Annotated in this window: 15 protein-coding genes; 14 read left to right on the top strand and 1 reads right to left on the bottom strand. The window is 70.2% G+C overall.

The features are described from left to right. The first annotated feature begins 140 nt into the window (after positions 1-140). The 12 genes from FKO37_RS31530 to FKO37_RS31475 all read left to right on the top strand — a co-directional run bounded on the left by FKO37_RS31530 (position 141) and on the right by FKO37_RS31475 (position 13,225). Complete coding sequence (locus tag FKO37_RS31530) at positions 141-686, top strand: permease-like cell division protein FtsX (RefSeq protein ID WP_238606854.1); 546 nt, start codon at positions 141-143, stop codon at positions 684-686. Between the two features lie 111 nt (positions 687-797). Continuing rightward, positions 798-1,541, top strand: a complete 744-nt coding sequence (locus FKO37_RS31525; protein WP_043840082.1) for an IclR family transcriptional regulator — start codon at positions 798-800, stop codon at positions 1,539-1,541. Further along, on the top strand, positions 1,538-2,473 hold the full coding sequence (hutG, locus tag FKO37_RS31520; RefSeq protein WP_238606853.1) for a formimidoylglutamase: 936 nt from the start codon (positions 1,538-1,540) through the stop codon (positions 2,471-2,473). Before FKO37_RS31525 ends, hutG begins: the two co-directional genes overlap by 4 nt. A gap of 2 nt (positions 2,474-2,475) precedes the next feature. Then, the gene (locus FKO37_RS31515; RefSeq protein ID WP_134730133.1) at positions 2,476-3,957 is read left to right on the top strand and encodes an ABC transporter substrate-binding protein/permease; all 1,482 of its coding nucleotides are present in this window, start codon (positions 2,476-2,478) and stop codon (positions 3,955-3,957) included. Then, the gene (locus FKO37_RS31510; RefSeq protein WP_134730131.1) at positions 3,957-4,688 is read left to right on the top strand and encodes an amino acid ABC transporter ATP-binding protein; all 732 of its coding nucleotides are present in this window, start codon (positions 3,957-3,959) and stop codon (positions 4,686-4,688) included. The genes FKO37_RS31515 and FKO37_RS31510 overlap by 1 nt, the downstream gene beginning before the upstream one ends. Before the next feature lie 158 nt (positions 4,689-4,846). Beyond that, positions 4,847-6,271, top strand: coding sequence for an MFS transporter (locus FKO37_RS31505; protein WP_238606852.1), 1,425 nt, complete (start codon positions 4,847-4,849; stop codon positions 6,269-6,271). Then, positions 6,268-7,746 carry an FGGY family carbohydrate kinase gene (locus FKO37_RS31500; protein WP_238606850.1) on the top strand — a complete coding sequence of 493 codons (1,479 nt, stop codon included), beginning with the start codon at positions 6,268-6,270 and terminating at the stop codon, positions 7,744-7,746. Before FKO37_RS31505 ends, FKO37_RS31500 begins: the two co-directional genes overlap by 4 nt. A gap of 46 nt (positions 7,747-7,792) precedes the next feature. Continuing rightward, positions 7,793-9,478: a glycerol-3-phosphate dehydrogenase/oxidase gene (locus FKO37_RS31495; protein ID WP_037812933.1), complete on the top strand. Its 1,686-nt coding sequence runs from the start codon at positions 7,793-7,795 to the stop codon at positions 9,476-9,478. Then, positions 9,475-11,037, top strand: coding sequence for an FAD-binding oxidoreductase (locus FKO37_RS31490; protein WP_238606848.1), 1,563 nt, complete (start codon positions 9,475-9,477; stop codon positions 11,035-11,037). Before FKO37_RS31495 ends, FKO37_RS31490 begins: the two co-directional genes overlap by 4 nt. A gap of 234 nt (positions 11,038-11,271) precedes the next feature. Further along, positions 11,272-11,865, top strand: coding sequence for a glycerol-3-phosphate responsive antiterminator (locus tag FKO37_RS31485; protein WP_134662227.1), 594 nt, complete (start codon positions 11,272-11,274; stop codon positions 11,863-11,865). Next, complete coding sequence (locus FKO37_RS31480) at positions 11,862-12,146, top strand: putative quinol monooxygenase (protein ID WP_238606846.1); 285 nt, start codon at positions 11,862-11,864, stop codon at positions 12,144-12,146. Before FKO37_RS31485 ends, FKO37_RS31480 begins: the two co-directional genes overlap by 4 nt. Then, positions 12,146-13,225, top strand: a complete 1,080-nt coding sequence (locus FKO37_RS31475; RefSeq protein WP_238608361.1) for a zinc-binding dehydrogenase — start codon at positions 12,146-12,148, stop codon at positions 13,223-13,225. The genes FKO37_RS31480 and FKO37_RS31475 overlap by 1 nt, the downstream gene beginning before the upstream one ends. Before the next feature lie 18 nt (positions 13,226-13,243). Here FKO37_RS31475 and FKO37_RS31470 read toward each other — a convergent pair whose 3' ends face one another. Further along, complete coding sequence (locus FKO37_RS31470; RefSeq protein WP_238606845.1) at positions 13,244-13,681, bottom strand: YbhB/YbcL family Raf kinase inhibitor-like protein; 438 nt, start codon at positions 13,679-13,681, stop codon at positions 13,244-13,246. Positions 13,682-14,028: 347 nt separating this feature from the next. Here FKO37_RS31470 and FKO37_RS31465 point away from each other — a divergent pair, with 347 nt between their 5' ends. Next, entirely contained in the window at positions 14,029-14,985 is a 957-nt protein-coding gene (locus FKO37_RS31465; RefSeq protein ID WP_238606844.1) for a phosphotransferase, read from the top strand. Positions 14,986-15,103: 118 nt separating this feature from the next. Next, positions 15,104-16,153, top strand: coding sequence for an FUSC family protein (locus tag FKO37_RS47280; protein WP_238606842.1), 1,050 nt, complete (start codon positions 15,104-15,106; stop codon positions 16,151-16,153). The last annotated feature ends 44 nt before the right edge of the window (positions 16,154-16,197 follow it).

The following is a 16,197-nucleotide window of genomic DNA, read 5'->3' as shown; positions in this document are numbered from 1 at the left end:
ATTCGCGAAACCGGAAAGATCTACCACCGAGCACGAGACGGGGAGTTCTTTCAGGCGGCAACGGTGCACTGCCTGTGCGGCTTACCCGAGCACTGTCAATTTCTTCGACGACCACGGCTGGTCCAGAACAGGGAAACACGATGATCGACCAGGACTCCGCCGCACCGCGCACGGATCGCCGATACCGGCTGGCGACCGCGGCGGTCGTGCTGGCCGTCACAGCCGTGCTGGGCGGTTCGGGCTGGTGGCTGTTCAGCGGACGCACCGTGGGCGGGTACGCGCTGCCGGACGGCGCGATCCCGATCGGCGACCGTGACGTCTGCGCCAACACCGTGACGGTCATGCTCGGCACCGATGCCGAGATGACGGCGGTCGCCCGGGCGCTGCGCGGCGATCCCCGGGTCCTGCGGTCCTACACCGAGAACAAGCAGGACAGCTACGTGAGGTTCCGGAAGATGTTCGCGAACGAGCCGGAGCTGCTCGAGCTGACGTCAGCCGACGCCCTGCCCGCTTCGGTGACCGTGGTGCCGAAGGACCAGACCGACACCGAAGGCATCGCCGAACAACTCCGCGTCCAGTTCCCCGAGGCCCGGAAAGTCAGCGACAACACGGATCTCCGCAGCAGGATCACCGGCCCGGGCTATCGGGACCCGACGTGCCCGCCCAGCGGAGAACGCTCCCCCTGAGCAGCCGCGGGCTCCGGACGCTCCGCACACAGCCAATCACCGGGAATAAACTTCCCATTAACTGGGAAAAGCGGCTAGGAACCCGCCCGTCCGCGACGTAGCGTGCCCGCCATGACAAGCGCGGATGCCAACCGGAGAGCCGGGACCAGGGCGGCGCGGATCCTGGCGGTGTTCGCCGAGCGGGAGAGCGCCACGGCGGAGGAGATCTCCGTCGGCACCGGGATCCCGTCCAGCGCCGTGTACCGCTACCTGACGACGTTCGTCGAGACCGGCCTCGTGCACCAGTCGCGCACCCGCGGCAGGTATTGCGCGGGCTCGCTCACCGTCCAGATGGCCGAGAACTACCGCCGCGAGGCGCTCGGCCAGGGCGGCGTCAAGCGGCGGCTCCGGCAGCTCGCCGCGGACACCGACGAGCTCGCCGCGTTCCTCATCGCGCGCGACAACGACGTGCTCTGCGTCGAAGCGGCCGAGGGGACCCGCGTCATCCGGTGCAGTTTCTCGCCGGGGCTGAGCAAGCCGCTCGTCTTCGGGGCGAGTGCGCAGGCGTTGCTGGCGCACCTGCCGGAGGACCGGGTCGCGAATTCGGCGAAGGCGCACGGGCTGAGCGGGGAGCAGGTCGCGAAGCTCGAAACGGAGCTGCGCCGGGTCCGGGACCAGGGCTTCGCGGAGAGCGTCGGCCAGGTCGACCCGGGGGTGTGGGGCGTGAGCGTGCCGGTGCTGGACCGGCACCGCAAGCTCGTCGGCGCGGTGAGCACGATGGCCCCGGATTTCCGCGTGCGTCCGCGCCGCGATTCCCTCGTCACGCTCACCCACGCCGCCGCGCAGGACATCAGCCGATTGCAGGAGCACGTGTGAGCACCAGGAAGTGGACCGGACGCGAGGACGGCAGCGGTCCGGAACACCGCCGATGGCACCACGCCGTCAACGAATTCTCCAGCGGCCCCGGGGTTTCGCTGATCGGGTTCGCCAGCGACGCCGGGGTCCGGCGCAACGGCGGACGGCCGGGAGCACGAGGCGGACCGGAAGCGATCCGGCAGGCGCTGGCGTCGTTCGCGATCCGGCCGGAGTTCGTGCTCAGCGACGCGGGGGACGTCGTCGTCGAAGGCGACGAGCTGGAAGCGGGGCAGGAAAACCTCGGCGAGCTGGTCGCGAAGCAGCTCAGCGACGGAAATCTCCCGCTGGTGCTCGGCGGCGGCCACGAAACGGCGTACGGCTCCTACCTCGGCCTCGCCCGCAGCGGCCTGCTGGACGGCCGCCGCCTCGGCATCCTCAACCTCGACGCGCATTTCGACCTGCGGACGGCCGATCGGGCGTCCTCAGGCACCCCGTTCCGGCAGATCGCCGCCGCGGAAGCCGAACGCGGCGCGGAATTCGCCTACGCCGTGGTCGGAATCAGCGAACCCGGCAACACCGCCGCGTTGTTCGAGACGGCCGCCGGGCTGAACGTCCGCCACCTCCTGGACGTCGACTGCCAGGAACGCCATCTGGAAAGAGTTCTCGACTTCGTCCGGGCCTTCGTCGCGGACGTCGACGCGCTGTACCTGTCGATCGATCTCGACGTGCTCCCCGCCGCGCAGGCACCGGGCGTCAGCGCTCCCTCGACCCTCGGCGTACCCGCCGCGGTCGTCCTCGAGGTGTGCCGGCTGGTCGCGAGCGACCCGAAGCTCGCCCTCGCCGACCTCACCGAACTGAACCCCGTCTACGACGTCGACCACCGCACAGCCCGGATCGCGGCCCGTCTCGCGCACACGCTCGTGACGAGCCGTCCGGTCCCGGAAGGACACTGACCATGCCCCCTCAGCGAATCTGGCCGCGGCTCGGCGCCGTGCTGCTGGCCTGCCTGCTCGCGTTCCTGCCCGTGAGCGCGGCGAGCGCGGCCGAGCCGCAGGGCGGGAAGCTCGCCGCGCTGCGGTCCGGGCAGACCGCGCTCCGGGTCGGCACCGACGCCACGTTCCCGCCGTTCGAGTTCACCGACGCCAAGGGCGGCCAGCTCGGTTTCGACATCGACCTCGTCCGGGCGCTCGCGCAGCGCGCGGGCATCAAGAAGGTCGACTTCGTCCAGATGCCGTTCGGGAACATCGTCCCGGCGCTGCAGGCGAACCAGATCGACGTCGGCGCGTCGGCGATCTACATCAGCCCGGCGCGCGAGAAGGCCGTCGACTTCTCGGACATCTACTATCCGGGCGGGCTCGCGGTTTTCGTGTCCGACAAGGACAACTCCGTCACCTCGCTCAAGGATCTCGCCGGCAAGCGGGTCGCGGTCCAGGTGGGCACGAAGTCGGTCGACTGGCTCACCCAGCACCAGCCCGCCGCGCAGCTGATCACGGCGCAGACCAACGAGCAGATGTTCTCGTCGGTGAAACTCGGCCAGGCCGACGCGGTCGTCACCGGGGCTCCCGCCGGGAAGTACTTCATCGCGCAGCAGGGCGGCCTCAAGCAGGTCGGCGACCGGCTGACCGAGGAGAACTACGGCTACGCCTTCCAGAAGGCCGACACCGAACTGCGGACCGCGTTCAACACCGCGCTCAAGCAGATGCGCGACGACGGCACTTACAAGCAGTCCACCGAAAAGTGGTTCGGCGCGGAGAGCACCGCTGCGAAGTCGGGCGGGCACTCGCTGTTCAACTTCTCCACCATCGTCGACTCCTCGGGACAGCTCTGGCAGGGCCTGCTGGTCAGCCTCCAGGTCATCCTGCTCGCGCTGGCGCTGAGCCTGCTGCTCGGCGCGCTCGGCGGATTCGCCAAGCTCAGCAAGATCGCGCCGGTCCGGTGGATCGGCAACGTCTACGTGTCGGTGATCCGCGGGACGCCGTTCGTGGTGCAGCTGTTCTTCATCTACTTCGGACTGCCGCAGCTCGGCCTGCAACTCCCGCCGATGACCGCGGGCATCATCTCGCTCGGGCTCTACAGCGGTTCGTACGTGACCGAGATCTTCCGCGGGGCCGTGCAGTCGATCGACCGCGGACAGCTGGAAGCGGCGCGGTCGTGCGGCATGTCGCAGGTGTCGGCGATGCGGCACGTGATCATCCCGCAGGCGTTCCTGCGGATGCTTCCGCCGCTGGGCAACGAATTCGTGTCGCTGACGAAGAACTCGGCGCTGGTCTCCTTCGTGACCATCCACGAGCTGTTCCTGGTCGGGCAGACCATCATCTCCCGCACCTTCGACGCGCTGACCGTGTACCTGTTCATCGGCCTGCTGTATTACCTGCTCACCAACCTGATCAGCGGCACCACGCGCACCCTCGAGAAGAAGATGGCGGTGTACATCTGATGGCACTGTTGGAAGTTCACGGCCTCGCCAAGTCCTACGGGGACGTCCAGGTACTCGACGGGATCGACTTCGCGATCGAACCCGGTCAGGTCGTCGCGGTGATCGGGCCCAGCGGCGGCGGGAAGTCCACCTTCCTGCGCTGCCTCAACCTCCTGGAGACCCCGACGTCGGGCCGCGTCTCGTTCGACGGCGAGGAACTGACCGGGCGCGGCGTCGATCTTGACCGGCTGCGGTCCCGGATGGGCATGGTGTTCCAGCACTTCAACCTGTTCCCGAACATGACAGTGCTGCGCAATGTCGTGCTGCCACAGATGAACGTGCTCAAACGGTCCAAAGAGGAGGCCGAGGCGAAGGCGCGCGCCTTGCTGGAACGCGTCGGCATGCTCGACCGCGCCGGCGCGTACCCGAACCGGTTGTCCGGCGGGCAGAAACAGCGCGTCGCGATCGTCCGCGCGGCCGCGATGGACCCGAAGCTGATGCTCTTCGACGAACCGACCTCGGCGCTGGATCCCGAGGTGGTGCAGGACGTCCTCGACATCATGTCCGAGCTCGCCAAGGACGGCATGACGATGCTCGTGGTCACCCACGAGATGGGGTTCGCCCGCAAGGTCGCCGACCGCGTGGTCTTCGTCGACGGCGGGAAGATCGCCGCCGACCTGCCGCCTGCCGAGTTCTTCTCCGCGGGCAACGCGAATCCGCGCGCCCAGGCCTTCCTGGAAAAGGTGCTCTGACCGACGCGTGCTCGCGGGCCGCTTGACGCCCGCGAGCACGCCGCTTAATCTTGCGTTCTCAGACAGGCACAGACGAAGAGCCACTGTCAGCGGTCTTCGTCGTGTCTGTTTTTTGTATGCCGGGATCGCTGACAGCCAGCGCAGAAAGTTGGCGGTCCATGAGTTCACCCACGGTCGCAGCGCCGCGATCGATCGCGAATGTTTCGCAGGTCACCGCGCTGATCAACACGTTGTCGAAGTTGCCGCGCAAGGCGAACCTGCTGTGGTACCTGGTCCTGGGCGGGCTGTTCCTCGACGCCTACTCGAACGCCGCGCTCGGCGCCGGCCTCGCTCCGATGACCAAGGAACTGGGGCTCAGCGCGGGCCAGGTCGGCCTGCTCACCGCGACCGCACCCGCGGTCGCCATCCTGTTCAACCCGGCGGGCGGCTGGCTGGCCGCCCGGATCGGCCGGGTCAAGCCGCTGATCGCGGCGAAAGCGATCGCCGGGCTCGGCGCGGTGCTCACCGCGACCGGCGGCAGTTTCGAGGCGGTCTGGGCCGGTCGCGCGCTGGTCGGCGTCGCCTACGGCATCGACTTCGCGGTCGCGATGGCGCTGCTCGCCGAGTACACCCCGGCGAAGCTGCGCGGACGGCTGAACCTGTGGCAGTCCGTCTGGTACGTCGCCACCACGGTGAACCTCGCCCTGACGCTGCTTTTCTACCAAGCCGGCGTTTCGGTGGAGATCTGGCGCTGGTCGGTCGGCTCGGCCGGGGTCTTCGCGCTCGCGCTGCTGGTGCTGCAGATCGCGTTCCTCGCCGAAAGCCCGTCCTGGCTCGCGTCCAAGGGCCGCCTGGCTGAAGCGGCGCGCAGCCTCCGCCGGATCTACGGTTTCGACGTGGAGCCGGGAACGGCCAGCGGCGGCGACGCCGCGGCTGAGGAGCGCAAGATCGGGTTCCGGCACGCGGGCGTGCTGTTCCGCAAGCCGTACCTGCAGCGCACCTTCCTGTCCACGGCGATCTCGCTGACCCAGGCGATGCAGTACTTCGCGATCGGCTGGTACCTGCCGGTGATCAGCCTCGCGATCTTCGGCAACGAATTCGAGACGGCCACGCTCGGGTCGATGGTCTTCAACGTCGCCGGGATCGTCGGCGGCGCGCTGTCGGCGTGGTTCGGCCGGAAGATCGGGCTGCGGGTCAGCTCGGCGGTCGGCTACGCCTTCGCGTTCGCCATCCTGCTGGTGATGGGGCTGGGCTTCGGGAAGCTGCCGATCGCGATCGGGTTCCTGCTGCCGTTCCTGTTCATCTTCTTCCATTCCGCCGGCCCCGGCGCGAACGGCAAGTCGATCGCGGCGCTGTCCTACCGCAGCGACGTGCGCACCCTCGGCACCGGCGTGACCGGCATGCTCGGCAGCTTCGGCAGCGTCATCGGGCTGTACGTGTTCCCGCAGATCAAGGAGGCGATCGGCCTCGGGCCGACGATCGCGCTGCTCGCCGCGGTGCCCGCGCTCGGCCTGGTGTCCTGCCTGGTCGTGCGCTGGGACCCGACCCGCAGCGGCGTCGACCCGGACGACGAGGAGATCTCGCTGCCGGGGAGGACGGCGTGACGCGGCGCGGAATCCTGGCGGTCGACGAGGGTTCGACCGGCACGAGGGCAGCGGTGGTCGGCGAGGACGGGATGTCCGGTCCGTCGTTCTACACCGCCGTCGACGTCGTCCATCCGGAACCGTCGCGGGTGGAGCAGGACGCGGCGCAACTGCTGGAGCGCACCGTCGACGTCGCCCGCCAGGCGATCGCGTGGGCGGGGGAGAACGGTGTCGAGATCGTGGGGATGTCGGTGTGCACGCAGCGCGCCACCGCGATCCTGTGGGACCGCGAGACCGGGCGGCCGCTGGCTCCGGCGGTGGTGTGGCAGGACACCCGGTACGCGGACGAGCTGGCGAAGCTCGCTCCGGAGTGGGATCCGGTGCTGTGGGAGCGGACCGGCCGCCCGGTCGGCACCCGCGCGCCGTTCCTCTGGGCGGCGCGGCAGCTCGACCAGCTCGACGTGCCCGCCGAGCGCGTGTTGTTCGGCTCGGTCGACACCTGGCTCGTGTGGCATCTCAGCGGCCGCACCAGGTATGTCATGTCGGCGACCAACGCTGTCGCCTTCGGCGGGTACCGGCTGCGCGAGCACGCGTGGGACCGGGAATGGCTGGCCGCACTGGGTTTCCCGGCCGAGCTGGCCCCGCCGCCGGTCGACGACGACGGCGATTTCGGGCGCACCGACCCGGGTCTGCTCGGCATCGAGGTGCCGATCGCCGCGGTGATGGGCGACCAGCACGCCTCGCTGATCGCGCTCGGCGCGCTGACCCCGGGCCAGGGCACCTGCGTGCACGGCACCGGCACGTTCGTCGGCGCGCTGGCCGGGGACGAACCGCCGGACGGGCTCGGCCAGGTCGACGGCGTGCTGTGCCTCGTCGGCTGGCGCAGCGCGGGACACAGCCGGTTCAGCCTGGAGGCCTACACCTCCACCACCGGTTCCGCCTTGCGGTGGCTCACCGAGGATCTCGGGCTGTTCCGTTCCGCCGCCGAGATCAGCGAACTGGCGGCGGCCCAGCCGGGAAGCACCTCGACCTGGTTCGTGCCGACGCTGGCCGGGCTGCGCACGCCGGTGCAGCGGCCCGGTGCGCGCGGATTGCTGACCGGGCTGAGCCTGGCCACCACCCGCGACGTGGTGGCGCGGGCGGTGCTCGACGGGATCGCGCACGCGGTGAGCGACACCGTCGACGCGCTGCGGACGACGATGAACCGGCCGGTGACCCGCCTGCGTGCCGGCGGCGGATTGGCCGCCAGCGACGTCTTGTTGCAAAGCCAAGCCGATTTCGCCGGAGTCGAGATCGAGCGAGTGGCCGATTCGGCGACCGCCAGCCTGCGGGGCGCCGCGTATCTCGCGGGCGTCCGGCTCGGCGTGTGGCCGTCGTTGGCCGAAGCCGTTGCGAACCTGGGGAACGGCGAGGTCTTCGAGCCTCGGCTGCCCGAGGACGAACGGCGCGAACTGCGTGCCCGCTGGCAGAGCGTGCTCGCGGCTTCGCTGTCCTGACCGTCCTCTGTGGACGCTTTCAACTGTTGAGTGGAGAGACAAGCTCATGTTCACACTGCCGTCCCGACGGCCGAACGCCGTCGCCGCGAGGGCGACCCTGTCCGCGCCGTTGCGGCTGGACCGCCGCACCGCGCTGACCGACCTCGAAACCGGCACGTTCGACGTGCTGGTGATCGGCGGCGGCGTCACCGGCGCCTACACCGCGCTCGACGCCGCCTCCCGCGGCCTCAAAGTGGCGCTGGTGGAGCGCGACGACTTCGCGTCCGGAACCTCGTCGAAGTCGTCCAAAATGGTGCACGGCGGGCTGCGCTACATCGAGCAGGGCAACCTCGACCTGGTCCGGCATTCGCTGCTGGAACGGCAGCGGTTCCGCCGCAACGCCCCGCATCTGGTGCAGCGGCTGCCTTTCCTGTTCCCGATCCTGGCCAAGGACGGTGTTTTCGACGCGCGCATCGCCAAGGCGTTCGAGAGTCTCTTGTGGACCTACGACCTCGCGGGCGGCTGGCGGATCGGCAAGCTGCACCAGCGGTTGACCGTGGACGAGGTGCTCGCGCACGCGCCGACGTTGCGCGCGGAAAACCTCAAGGGCGGGCTGATGTATTACGACAGCCGCGCTGACGACGCACGGCTGACGCTGGCGATCGTCCGCAGTGCCGCCCGGCTCGGCGCGGTGGTGGTCAACGGCGCCGAGGTGACCGGATTGCGCACCGCGGGCGGGCGGGTCACCGGCGCGACCGTGCAGGCTGACGGCGAGCAGATCGACATCCGGGCGCGCGTCGTGGTCAACGCGACCGGCGTGTGGGCGGACCGGGTCGAGGGCATGGCCGACAGCGGGCACCAGCCGCAGGTCCGTCCGGCCAAGGGCGTGCACATCGTGCTGCCGTGGTCGAAGATCCGCAACGACTGCACGGTCACCGTGCCGATCCCGGGCCGCGCGCGGCGGGCCACCTGCACGCGCTGGGGCGACGTCGTCGTGGTCGGTACGACTGACACCGACTACACCGGCTCGACCGACGACGTGCACTGCACCCGCGAGGAAATGGACTTCCTCCTCGAAGGCGCCCAGATCGCCTTCGACACCAAGCTCGACGCCAGCGACGTGCTGGGCAGCTACGCGGGCCTGCGTCCGCTCGTCGGCGGCAAGGAGGGCGCGACGCTGGACATGCGCCGCGACCACCACATCACCGTGTCCGCGGGGATGGTCACGGTGACCGGCGGCAAGCTCACCACGAGCAGGCACATGGGCGAGCTGGTCGTGGACAAGGCGCTCGGGCTGCTGGGCCGGAAAGCCAAGTGCCGCACCAAGAATCTGCCGCTGATCGGCGGTGCCGGATACGACGCGGAGGCGACGGCCGCGACAGGTGGCGTCGCCGCGCACCTCGGCGGCCGGTACGGCACCGAGGCGCGGTTCGTGAGCGCGCTGGTCGACGAGAACCCGGCGCTGGGGGAGCCGCTCATCGAGGGGCAGCCGTTCCTCAAGGCGGAGGTCGTGTTCGCGGCGCGCTCGGAGATGGCGCGTTCGGTGGACGACGTGCTGTCGCGGCGGACCCGGCTGCGGCTGTTCGCGCGGGACGCGTCGGTCGAGGCCGCCCCGCTTGTCGGCGAACTGCTCGGTGCGGAACTCGGCCTGAGCCCGGAAACCGTTGCGGCGCAAGTGGAGCAGTACCGGGCGGACGTCGCCCGGGAGAAGTCGATCCTGTTCGGAGACAACCTGTTGGGAGCCAACGCATGATCAGCCGTCAGACCGTCACGCACCCGTTCAACCGGGGCAATTACGTGGTCGGCGCGCCGACGCCGCCGCGCTGGGGCGGACGCACCGAACCGGGCAAGGGCGACGCGTCGCTGCAGACCGCCGCGGTGGCCGTGCCCGCCGCGCTGACCGAGGCGCTGCGCGAGCTGGCGGACGCGGTGCACACCGAACGCGACGAGGTCGTGCTGCGCACCCGCGACTGGTGGGCGGGCTCGATGATCGGCGAGACCGCGGGCGCCCCGGCGACCCCGGACGCGGTGATCGCCGAGGTGAGCACCGTCGAGCAGATCCAGGCCGCGGTGCGGCTGTGCGCCGAGCACCGGGTGCCGCTGACCGTGTCGGCGGGCCGCAGCAACGTCACCGGGGCCGCGCTGCCGGTGTACGGCGGGGTCGTGCTGGATGTGTGCGGTCTCAACAAGATCGTGTCCTTCGACGCCGAATCGCAGATCGTCGAAGTCCAGGCGGGCATGTTCGGCGACCTGTTCGAGAAGGAACTGCAGGAAACGCACGGCGCGACCACCGGGCACTGGCCGTCCGCGTTCGCGATCTCCACCGTCGGCGGCTGGGTGGCCTGCCGCGGCGCGGGCCAGCTGTCCACCCGGTACGGGAAAATCGAGGACATGGTCGTCGGCCTCGACGTCGTCCTCGCCGACGGCTCCCTGGCCCGCTTCGGCGACTACCCGCGCGCCGCGACCGGCCCCGACCTGCGGCAGCTGTTCGTCGGCTCGGAAGGCACCCTCGGCGTGATCACCGCGGTGCGGCTGCGCACGCACCCGCTGCCGACGTACTCGAAGGCCATCGCGTACGGCTTCGAGACCTTCGCCGCCGGGCTCGACGCCTGCCGCCGGATCATGCAGCGCGGCGCGACCCCGGCCGCGATGCGGCTGTACGACAAGCACGAGAGCGGCACGCACTTCGGGCAGCCGGACACCAACCTGCTGCTCATCGCCGACGAGGGCGACCCGGTGCTGGTCGACGCGATGATCCAGGTGAGCGCCGAGGAATGTGCCGCGACCGGGTCCGCATTGGACGGTCAGCCGGTGTTCGACCGCTGGCTGGACGAGCGGATGCTGGTCGGCAAGTCCGCCGACGGGTTCACCCCGGGTCCGGGCTTCGTCGCCGACACCCTCGAGATGGCCGGTGCGTGGTCCGCACTCCCGGCGATCTACGACGAGGTGGTGGCCGCGATCCAGGCCGTGCCGGGGACTTTGGCGGCGTCGGCGCACCAGTCGCACGCTTACACCGACGGGGCCTGCCTGTACTTCTCGCTGCGCGGCGACGTGGAGCCGGAGAAGCGACGGCACTGGTACCGGTCGGCGTGGGATGCCGCGAACGCGGTGCTGGTACGGCACGGGGCGGCGCTGAGCCACCACCACGGGTCGGGGCTGCTGCGCGGGCCGTATCTGGAGGATGCGCTCGGCAGCGGGTTCGGGACGTTCGTCGAGGTGAAGCGGGCGCTGGACCCGGCCGGGCTGCTGAACCCGGGGAAGCTCGGGCTTCCCTCCGACCTGGGCCCGAACCCGCTGGACTCGGCCGGCTGAGCCGGGCTTGAGGTCCGTGAAGGACTCCTTGAGGGAATCTGATTCCCTCAAGGAGCCCTTCACGGACAGCGGCGGGAGTCCAGTGGGTTCGCGAGCTGACCGGCCGCGGCTGGCGGGGCTGTGCCGGTCCGTGGGGGCTACCCGCACGGAACCAGATTCCTTCAGGGTTCCCCTCACGGACCTTCGAGGCGGCGGGGACGGGGGAGCGGCAGCGGGCATGAAACGGTGGAGGCCATGAACGAGAAGATCACGGCGGCGTTCGAGGACGTCCCGGTGTGCGCGTCGGTCGTCGGCGTCGCGAAGGTGCCGGATTTCGTGGCCGCGGCGTCCCGGGTCGGGATCCTGGCGTCGGTTCCGGTCGGGCAGCTGCCGAAGATCGTGGCGGCGCTCGCCGGGCGGGACAAGCTCGTGTTCGTCAACATCGATTCGTGCCCCGGGCTCGCCACCGACCGCGCGGGCGTGGACTTCCTCCAGGAGATCGGGGCGGCCGGGGTGGTCAGCACGCGGGTCGCGCCGATCGAACGGGCCCGGGCGCTGTCGATGCTGACCATGCACAAGGTGTTCGTCACCGACCGCTCGAACCTGAACCGGAGCCTGGAAGCGGTCAAGCGCAGCGGGCCGGATCTGGTGGAGCTGATGCCCGCCCCGATCATCCCGTGGATGTCCGAGTCCGCGAGGGAAGTCATGTCGCCGTTCGTCGCGGCCGGTTTCGTCACCGACCGCGACGGGGTGGCGCATTCGTTGGCGATGGGCGCGGCGGCTGCCGCGTCCTCCGATCCGGGGCTGTGGTCGCTGACCCGGTCCCGGCTGCGTACAGGAGAAGAATGAGTTTCGTAGTGGTGGCCCGGTATGCAACCGCGGAACGGGACCGGGTCGTCGAACTGCTCGGCCCGATGGCGGAGGCGTCGCGGCGCGAGCCCGGGTGCCGGCAGTACACCGTCCACACGGGAATCGAGGACGGCGTCGTGGTGATCGTCGAGGAGTACGACAGCGAGGCGGACTTCACCGCGCACTGCGCGTCGGAGCACTTCACCCGGATCGTGCTCGGCGAGGTCGTGCCGCTGCTGTCCGACCGGCAGGTCACCCGCTGCGTCCCGGTCGGCGCGTGATGGAGGTGCGCGGCGCGGTCCTGCGCGAGGTCGGGAAACCGCTGGAGATCGAGACGCTGACGCTGGCCCCGCCCGGTCCCGGCGAACTGCTGGTGCGGGTGCGCGCGGCCGGGCTGTGCCATTCGGACCTGTCGGTGATCGACGGGTCGAGGCCCCGTCCGGTGCCGATGGTGCTCGGCCACGAGGCCGCCGGCGAGGTCGTCGAAGCCGGTCCGGGCAGCGACTTCCGGCCCGGCGAACACGTAGTCCTGACCTTCGTTCCCTCCTGCGGCGACTGCGCCCCGTGCACGGCCGGCCGTCCCGCGCTGTGCGGCCCCGCCGCGGCGGCCAACCGCGAGGGCACGCTGCTGGGCGGCGATGTCCGGTGGTCGTCGCCGGCCGGGAACCCGTTGCACCACCTCGGGGTTTCGGCGTTCGCCTCGCACGTGGTCGTGTCCGACCGGTCGGCGGTGCGGATCGACGAAGCGCTGCCGTTCGACATCGCGGCATTGTTCGGCTGCGCGGTGCTGACCGGCGCCGGAGCGGTGTTCAACGCGGCGGACGTGCGTCCCGGCGACAGCGTGGCCGTGTTCGGCCTCGGCGGGGTCGGCCTCTCCGCGTTGCTCGCCGCGAAGGCCGCGGGTGCCAGCACGCTGCTCGCGATCGATCCGGTCGCGAGCAAGCGGGAACTGGCGCGTTCGCTGGGCGCCACGGTGGTGAGTGACGTCGCGGAGATCCGCGAGCGGACCGGCAGCGGGGTGGATTACGCCGTCGACACCACCGGCGTGGTCGCCGCACTGAGCCAGGCTTACGACGCGACCCGACCCGGCGGGACGACCGTCACCGTGGGCCTGCCGGACCCGTCCGCCGGACTCACTCTGCCCGCGCAAAGCCTGGTAGCCGAGGAGAAAACCCTGCGGGGGAGCTACCTGGGTTCGTGCGTGCCGCGGCGGGATGTGCCCCGGTTCATCGCGCTGTACCAGGCGGGGTTGCTGCCGGTGGAGGCGTTGCTGACGCATTCGATCGCGCTGGACGAGATCAACGCCGGTTTCGCCCGGCTGCGGGACGGGGGCGCGGTCCGTCAGGTGATCACTTTCTGAACCGCGTCCCCTGCTCCGCTACGAGTTGCCGCGCAGCGAAGCGGTCGCGATAGTCGCCGCGTCGATCGCGGTCTCGGCGGCCTGGGTGGACGAGTTGGCGTCGAGCTCGGTGAGCGATTCCTTGTTCAACGCGTGCACGGCCCACTCGTAGGTGTGGTTCGTCGTGCACGGCCCCTGGTATCCGAAGAAGTTCGCGCTGCCGCGGTAGTACGCCTGCCGTGACCCGGCAGGAACCGAGGGCTGGTACGCGTGGTCGACGTTCTGCGGCAGCTCGGCGGCGGTCGCCGGAATGTCGTAGATGACCCAGTGGATGATGCCGTTGTCGAGGTCGTGCATGACGATCGCGTAGCTCTTCGCCTGCTCCGGCGCCCCGGACCAGGCCAGCGGCGGCGACTCGTCCTTCTTCTCGGGGTCGCCGTCGCCGCTGCTGGCGCAGTCGTGGACCTTGGGGATCATCCCGCCGTCGGCGAAGGCGGTGCTGGAGAGCGCGAAAGCGGCGCGCCCCGGACTCGCCGACGCGGCGGCGGGGCTCGCGGCGCAGAGGACGAGCAGGGCGAAGAGAGCGATTCTGGTGCGTCCCCCGGACTCGCCGACGCGGCGGCGGGGCTCGCGGCGCAGAGGACGAGCAGGGCGAAGAGAGCGATTCTGGTGCGTCTCACTGGAAGCTCCCGAGGCGGCTGGTGGTCTCTTGTCCTTTCGTGGGAAGAGTGTGCGCCGCAATCGGCGAGGACCGGCACGCCAGCGGCAGGGAGTACCACGTTTCCCGCCAAGAGTGACATGCGGCGCGGCGGTAGGGTGCGAAAGTGAGCGAACCCCGGGGGAGGCTCGGCCGTCACGACCTGGCCGAGGTGGCGCGCGCGGCGTTCGGCGCCCGCGAATTGGTGTCAGCGGAACGATTGCGCGGCGGTTCGAAGAAGGGCGTCTACCGGCTGACGCTCGACGACCGCACGACCAGCGTCGCCTACGTCTGGAACGCTGACGAGGACTACTGGCCGGACGCGGCATCGCCCGACCACAGCGATCCCTTCGGGCACAGCACCGGCATCGGGTTGTTCGAGGCCGCGCACGCCGCGCTGTCCAGAGCTGGCGTCCGGGTGCCGCGGATCTTCCTGCTCGACTGCAGCAAAACCCTCCTCGCCGGTGACGTCGCGGTGGTCGAGGACGTGCGCGGCGGCACGCTGGAAACCCTCGGGGACCGGCCGCGCGTGCTGGCCCGCCTCGGCGACGCGGTCCGGTCCCTGCACCGCACCCGGCGTGCTCACTACGGCCGTCCGGGCGCCGATAAGCCTGGCTTGCCGGTGCAAGATGTTGTGCTGCGCCGCGCACTGGATCACCTCGCCCAGGCCGCCGCCCGGGTGCCGGAGATCGCGGCCGTCGAACACCTCCTCGCCTCGCTGCTCGGGGAACGGCACGCAGCAGTGGAGCCACGCACCGAGTACGGGTTGATCCACGGCGAACTAGGCCCTGACCATGTCCTCGTCGACGAGCACGACCAGTCGGTGCTCATCGACATCGAGGGCGCGATGTTCTTCGACGTCGAATGGGAACACGCTTTCTTGGAATTGCGCTTCGGCGAAAACTATCGCTATTTCCATGCTGCGAGCCTGGACGACCGCCGAATGCGGTTCTATCGCCTCGCGATGTATTTGTCCCTCGTCGCGGGACCATTGCGGTTGCTCGACGGCGACTTCCCGCACCGGGAAGCGATGCTGGACATCGTGGACCAGAACGTCGTCCGCACTCTCGGCCAGCTTGGCTGACGGCGCAGACATTATTGTGGCGCCCCACAATCCGGCCTTCCCCCGCCCTTCGCGCAGGTATCGTAGGACGACCGGCCGATCCCGGTGACTTCCCGTCAGACGATCAAGCGGAGGACAGGTGCCGGTGGCGACCTCGGCCGCAGCCGCGCGCTCGTTCGACGGCGGCGAATGGTGGCACGCCGGCCGGGTCGCGGCCGGGCTGCTGATTCCCGGGCTGGCGCTGCTCGCGGCGGGACGTCCGGACTTGATCATTTTCGCCGCGTTCGGTTCGTTCGCCGGGATGTACGGCCGGGCCGAGTCGCGCGCACTCCGCTTCCGGCACCAGCTCCAGGCGGGTGCGGTGCTCCTGAGCGGCGTCTCGCTGGGCGTGCTGCTGTCCGCCTGTCACGCGCCGCCTTGGCTCCTGGTCGTCACCGAGGCCACGTTCTCGTTCGGTTGCGCACTGGTGACGAATCGCCTGGACTTGAGTCCGCGCGGACCGTTCTTCGGCATCTTCGCGCTCGGTGCGATCGCGTTGGTGCCCGCTGGGCGGGTCGAACCGTGGGCTGGAATCGCTTTGTGTGCGGGCACAATCGCTGGTTGCGTCCTCATTGGACTGACCGGTCCGGAACGCCCGCCCACGCCGGGGACGCCGACGTGCGCCCCGGAATGCGGTGTCGCCTGTGCCGTCGTGCACGCCGCCCGGTACGCGTTGGCGATCGCCGCTGCGGGTGCGGTCGGTCTGCTGCTCGGCGTGGACCACGCGAACTGGGCGATGGCGTCGGCGGCGGTCCCGCTGGCAGCGGCGGACCCGCGCAGCCGGTTGCATCCCGGCCTGCGCAGCGTGCTGGACCGCAGCGCGCACCGGGTCGTCGGGACGCTCGCCGGACTGGTCGTCACGGCCTTGCTGCTCTTGCCGGGATTCGCGGCCGCGCCGCTGGCGTTGGCGGTGGTCGTGCTGCTGTTCCCGACGGAGTTGTTCATGTCCCGGCATTACGGGATCGCGCTGGGGTTCTTCACGCCGCTGATCCTGGTGATGACGGAACTGGCCGCCCCCGCCGCCCCCGCGACGCTGCTGACGGCGCGGGTGGCGGACACCCTGGTAGGCGTGGCGGCGGGCATCGGGGCGGCGGTGCTGGTCCGCGCCCCGTGCCGGACTGCGGCGCTTAGACGGAGCATTCGACCGTGACGTTGCTGTGTAGCCGGTGGCGCACAACACGTTCATCCCCGGCC

This window comes from Amycolatopsis sp. Poz14, assembly GCF_006704225.1.
GTDB classification, from domain to species: Bacteria; Actinomycetota; Actinomycetes; order Mycobacteriales; family Pseudonocardiaceae; genus Amycolatopsis; species Amycolatopsis nivea.
Note: the sequence above shows the minus strand (reverse complement) of the source record. Positions and strands in the feature narration are given on the sequence as shown.

Coding starts and splice junctions, on each gene's coding strand:
- FKO37_RS31530 (WP_238606854.1), top strand. CDS start 141: ATGATCGACCAGGACTCCGCCGCACCGCGCACGGATCGCCGATACCGG.
- FKO37_RS31525 (WP_043840082.1), top strand. CDS start 798: ATGACAAGCGCGGATGCCAACCGGAGAGCCGGGACCAGGGCGGCGCGG.
- FKO37_RS31515 (WP_134730133.1), top strand. CDS start 2,476: ATGCCCCCTCAGCGAATCTGGCCGCGGCTCGGCGCCGTGCTGCTGGCC.
- FKO37_RS31510 (WP_134730131.1), top strand. CDS start 3,957: ATGGCACTGTTGGAAGTTCACGGCCTCGCCAAGTCCTACGGGGACGTC.
- FKO37_RS31505 (WP_238606852.1), top strand. CDS start 4,847: ATGAGTTCACCCACGGTCGCAGCGCCGCGATCGATCGCGAATGTTTCG.
- FKO37_RS31495 (WP_037812933.1), top strand. CDS start 7,793: ATGTTCACACTGCCGTCCCGACGGCCGAACGCCGTCGCCGCGAGGGCG.
- FKO37_RS31490 (WP_238606848.1), top strand. CDS start 9,475: ATGATCAGCCGTCAGACCGTCACGCACCCGTTCAACCGGGGCAATTAC.
- FKO37_RS31485 (WP_134662227.1), top strand. CDS start 11,272: ATGAACGAGAAGATCACGGCGGCGTTCGAGGACGTCCCGGTGTGCGCG.
- FKO37_RS31480 (WP_238606846.1), top strand. CDS start 11,862: ATGAGTTTCGTAGTGGTGGCCCGGTATGCAACCGCGGAACGGGACCGG.
- FKO37_RS31475 (WP_238608361.1), top strand. CDS start 12,146: ATGGAGGTGCGCGGCGCGGTCCTGCGCGAGGTCGGGAAACCGCTGGAG.
- FKO37_RS31470 (WP_238606845.1), bottom strand. CDS start 13,681: ATGATCCCCAAGGTCCACGACTGCGCCAGCAGCGGCGACGGCGACCCC.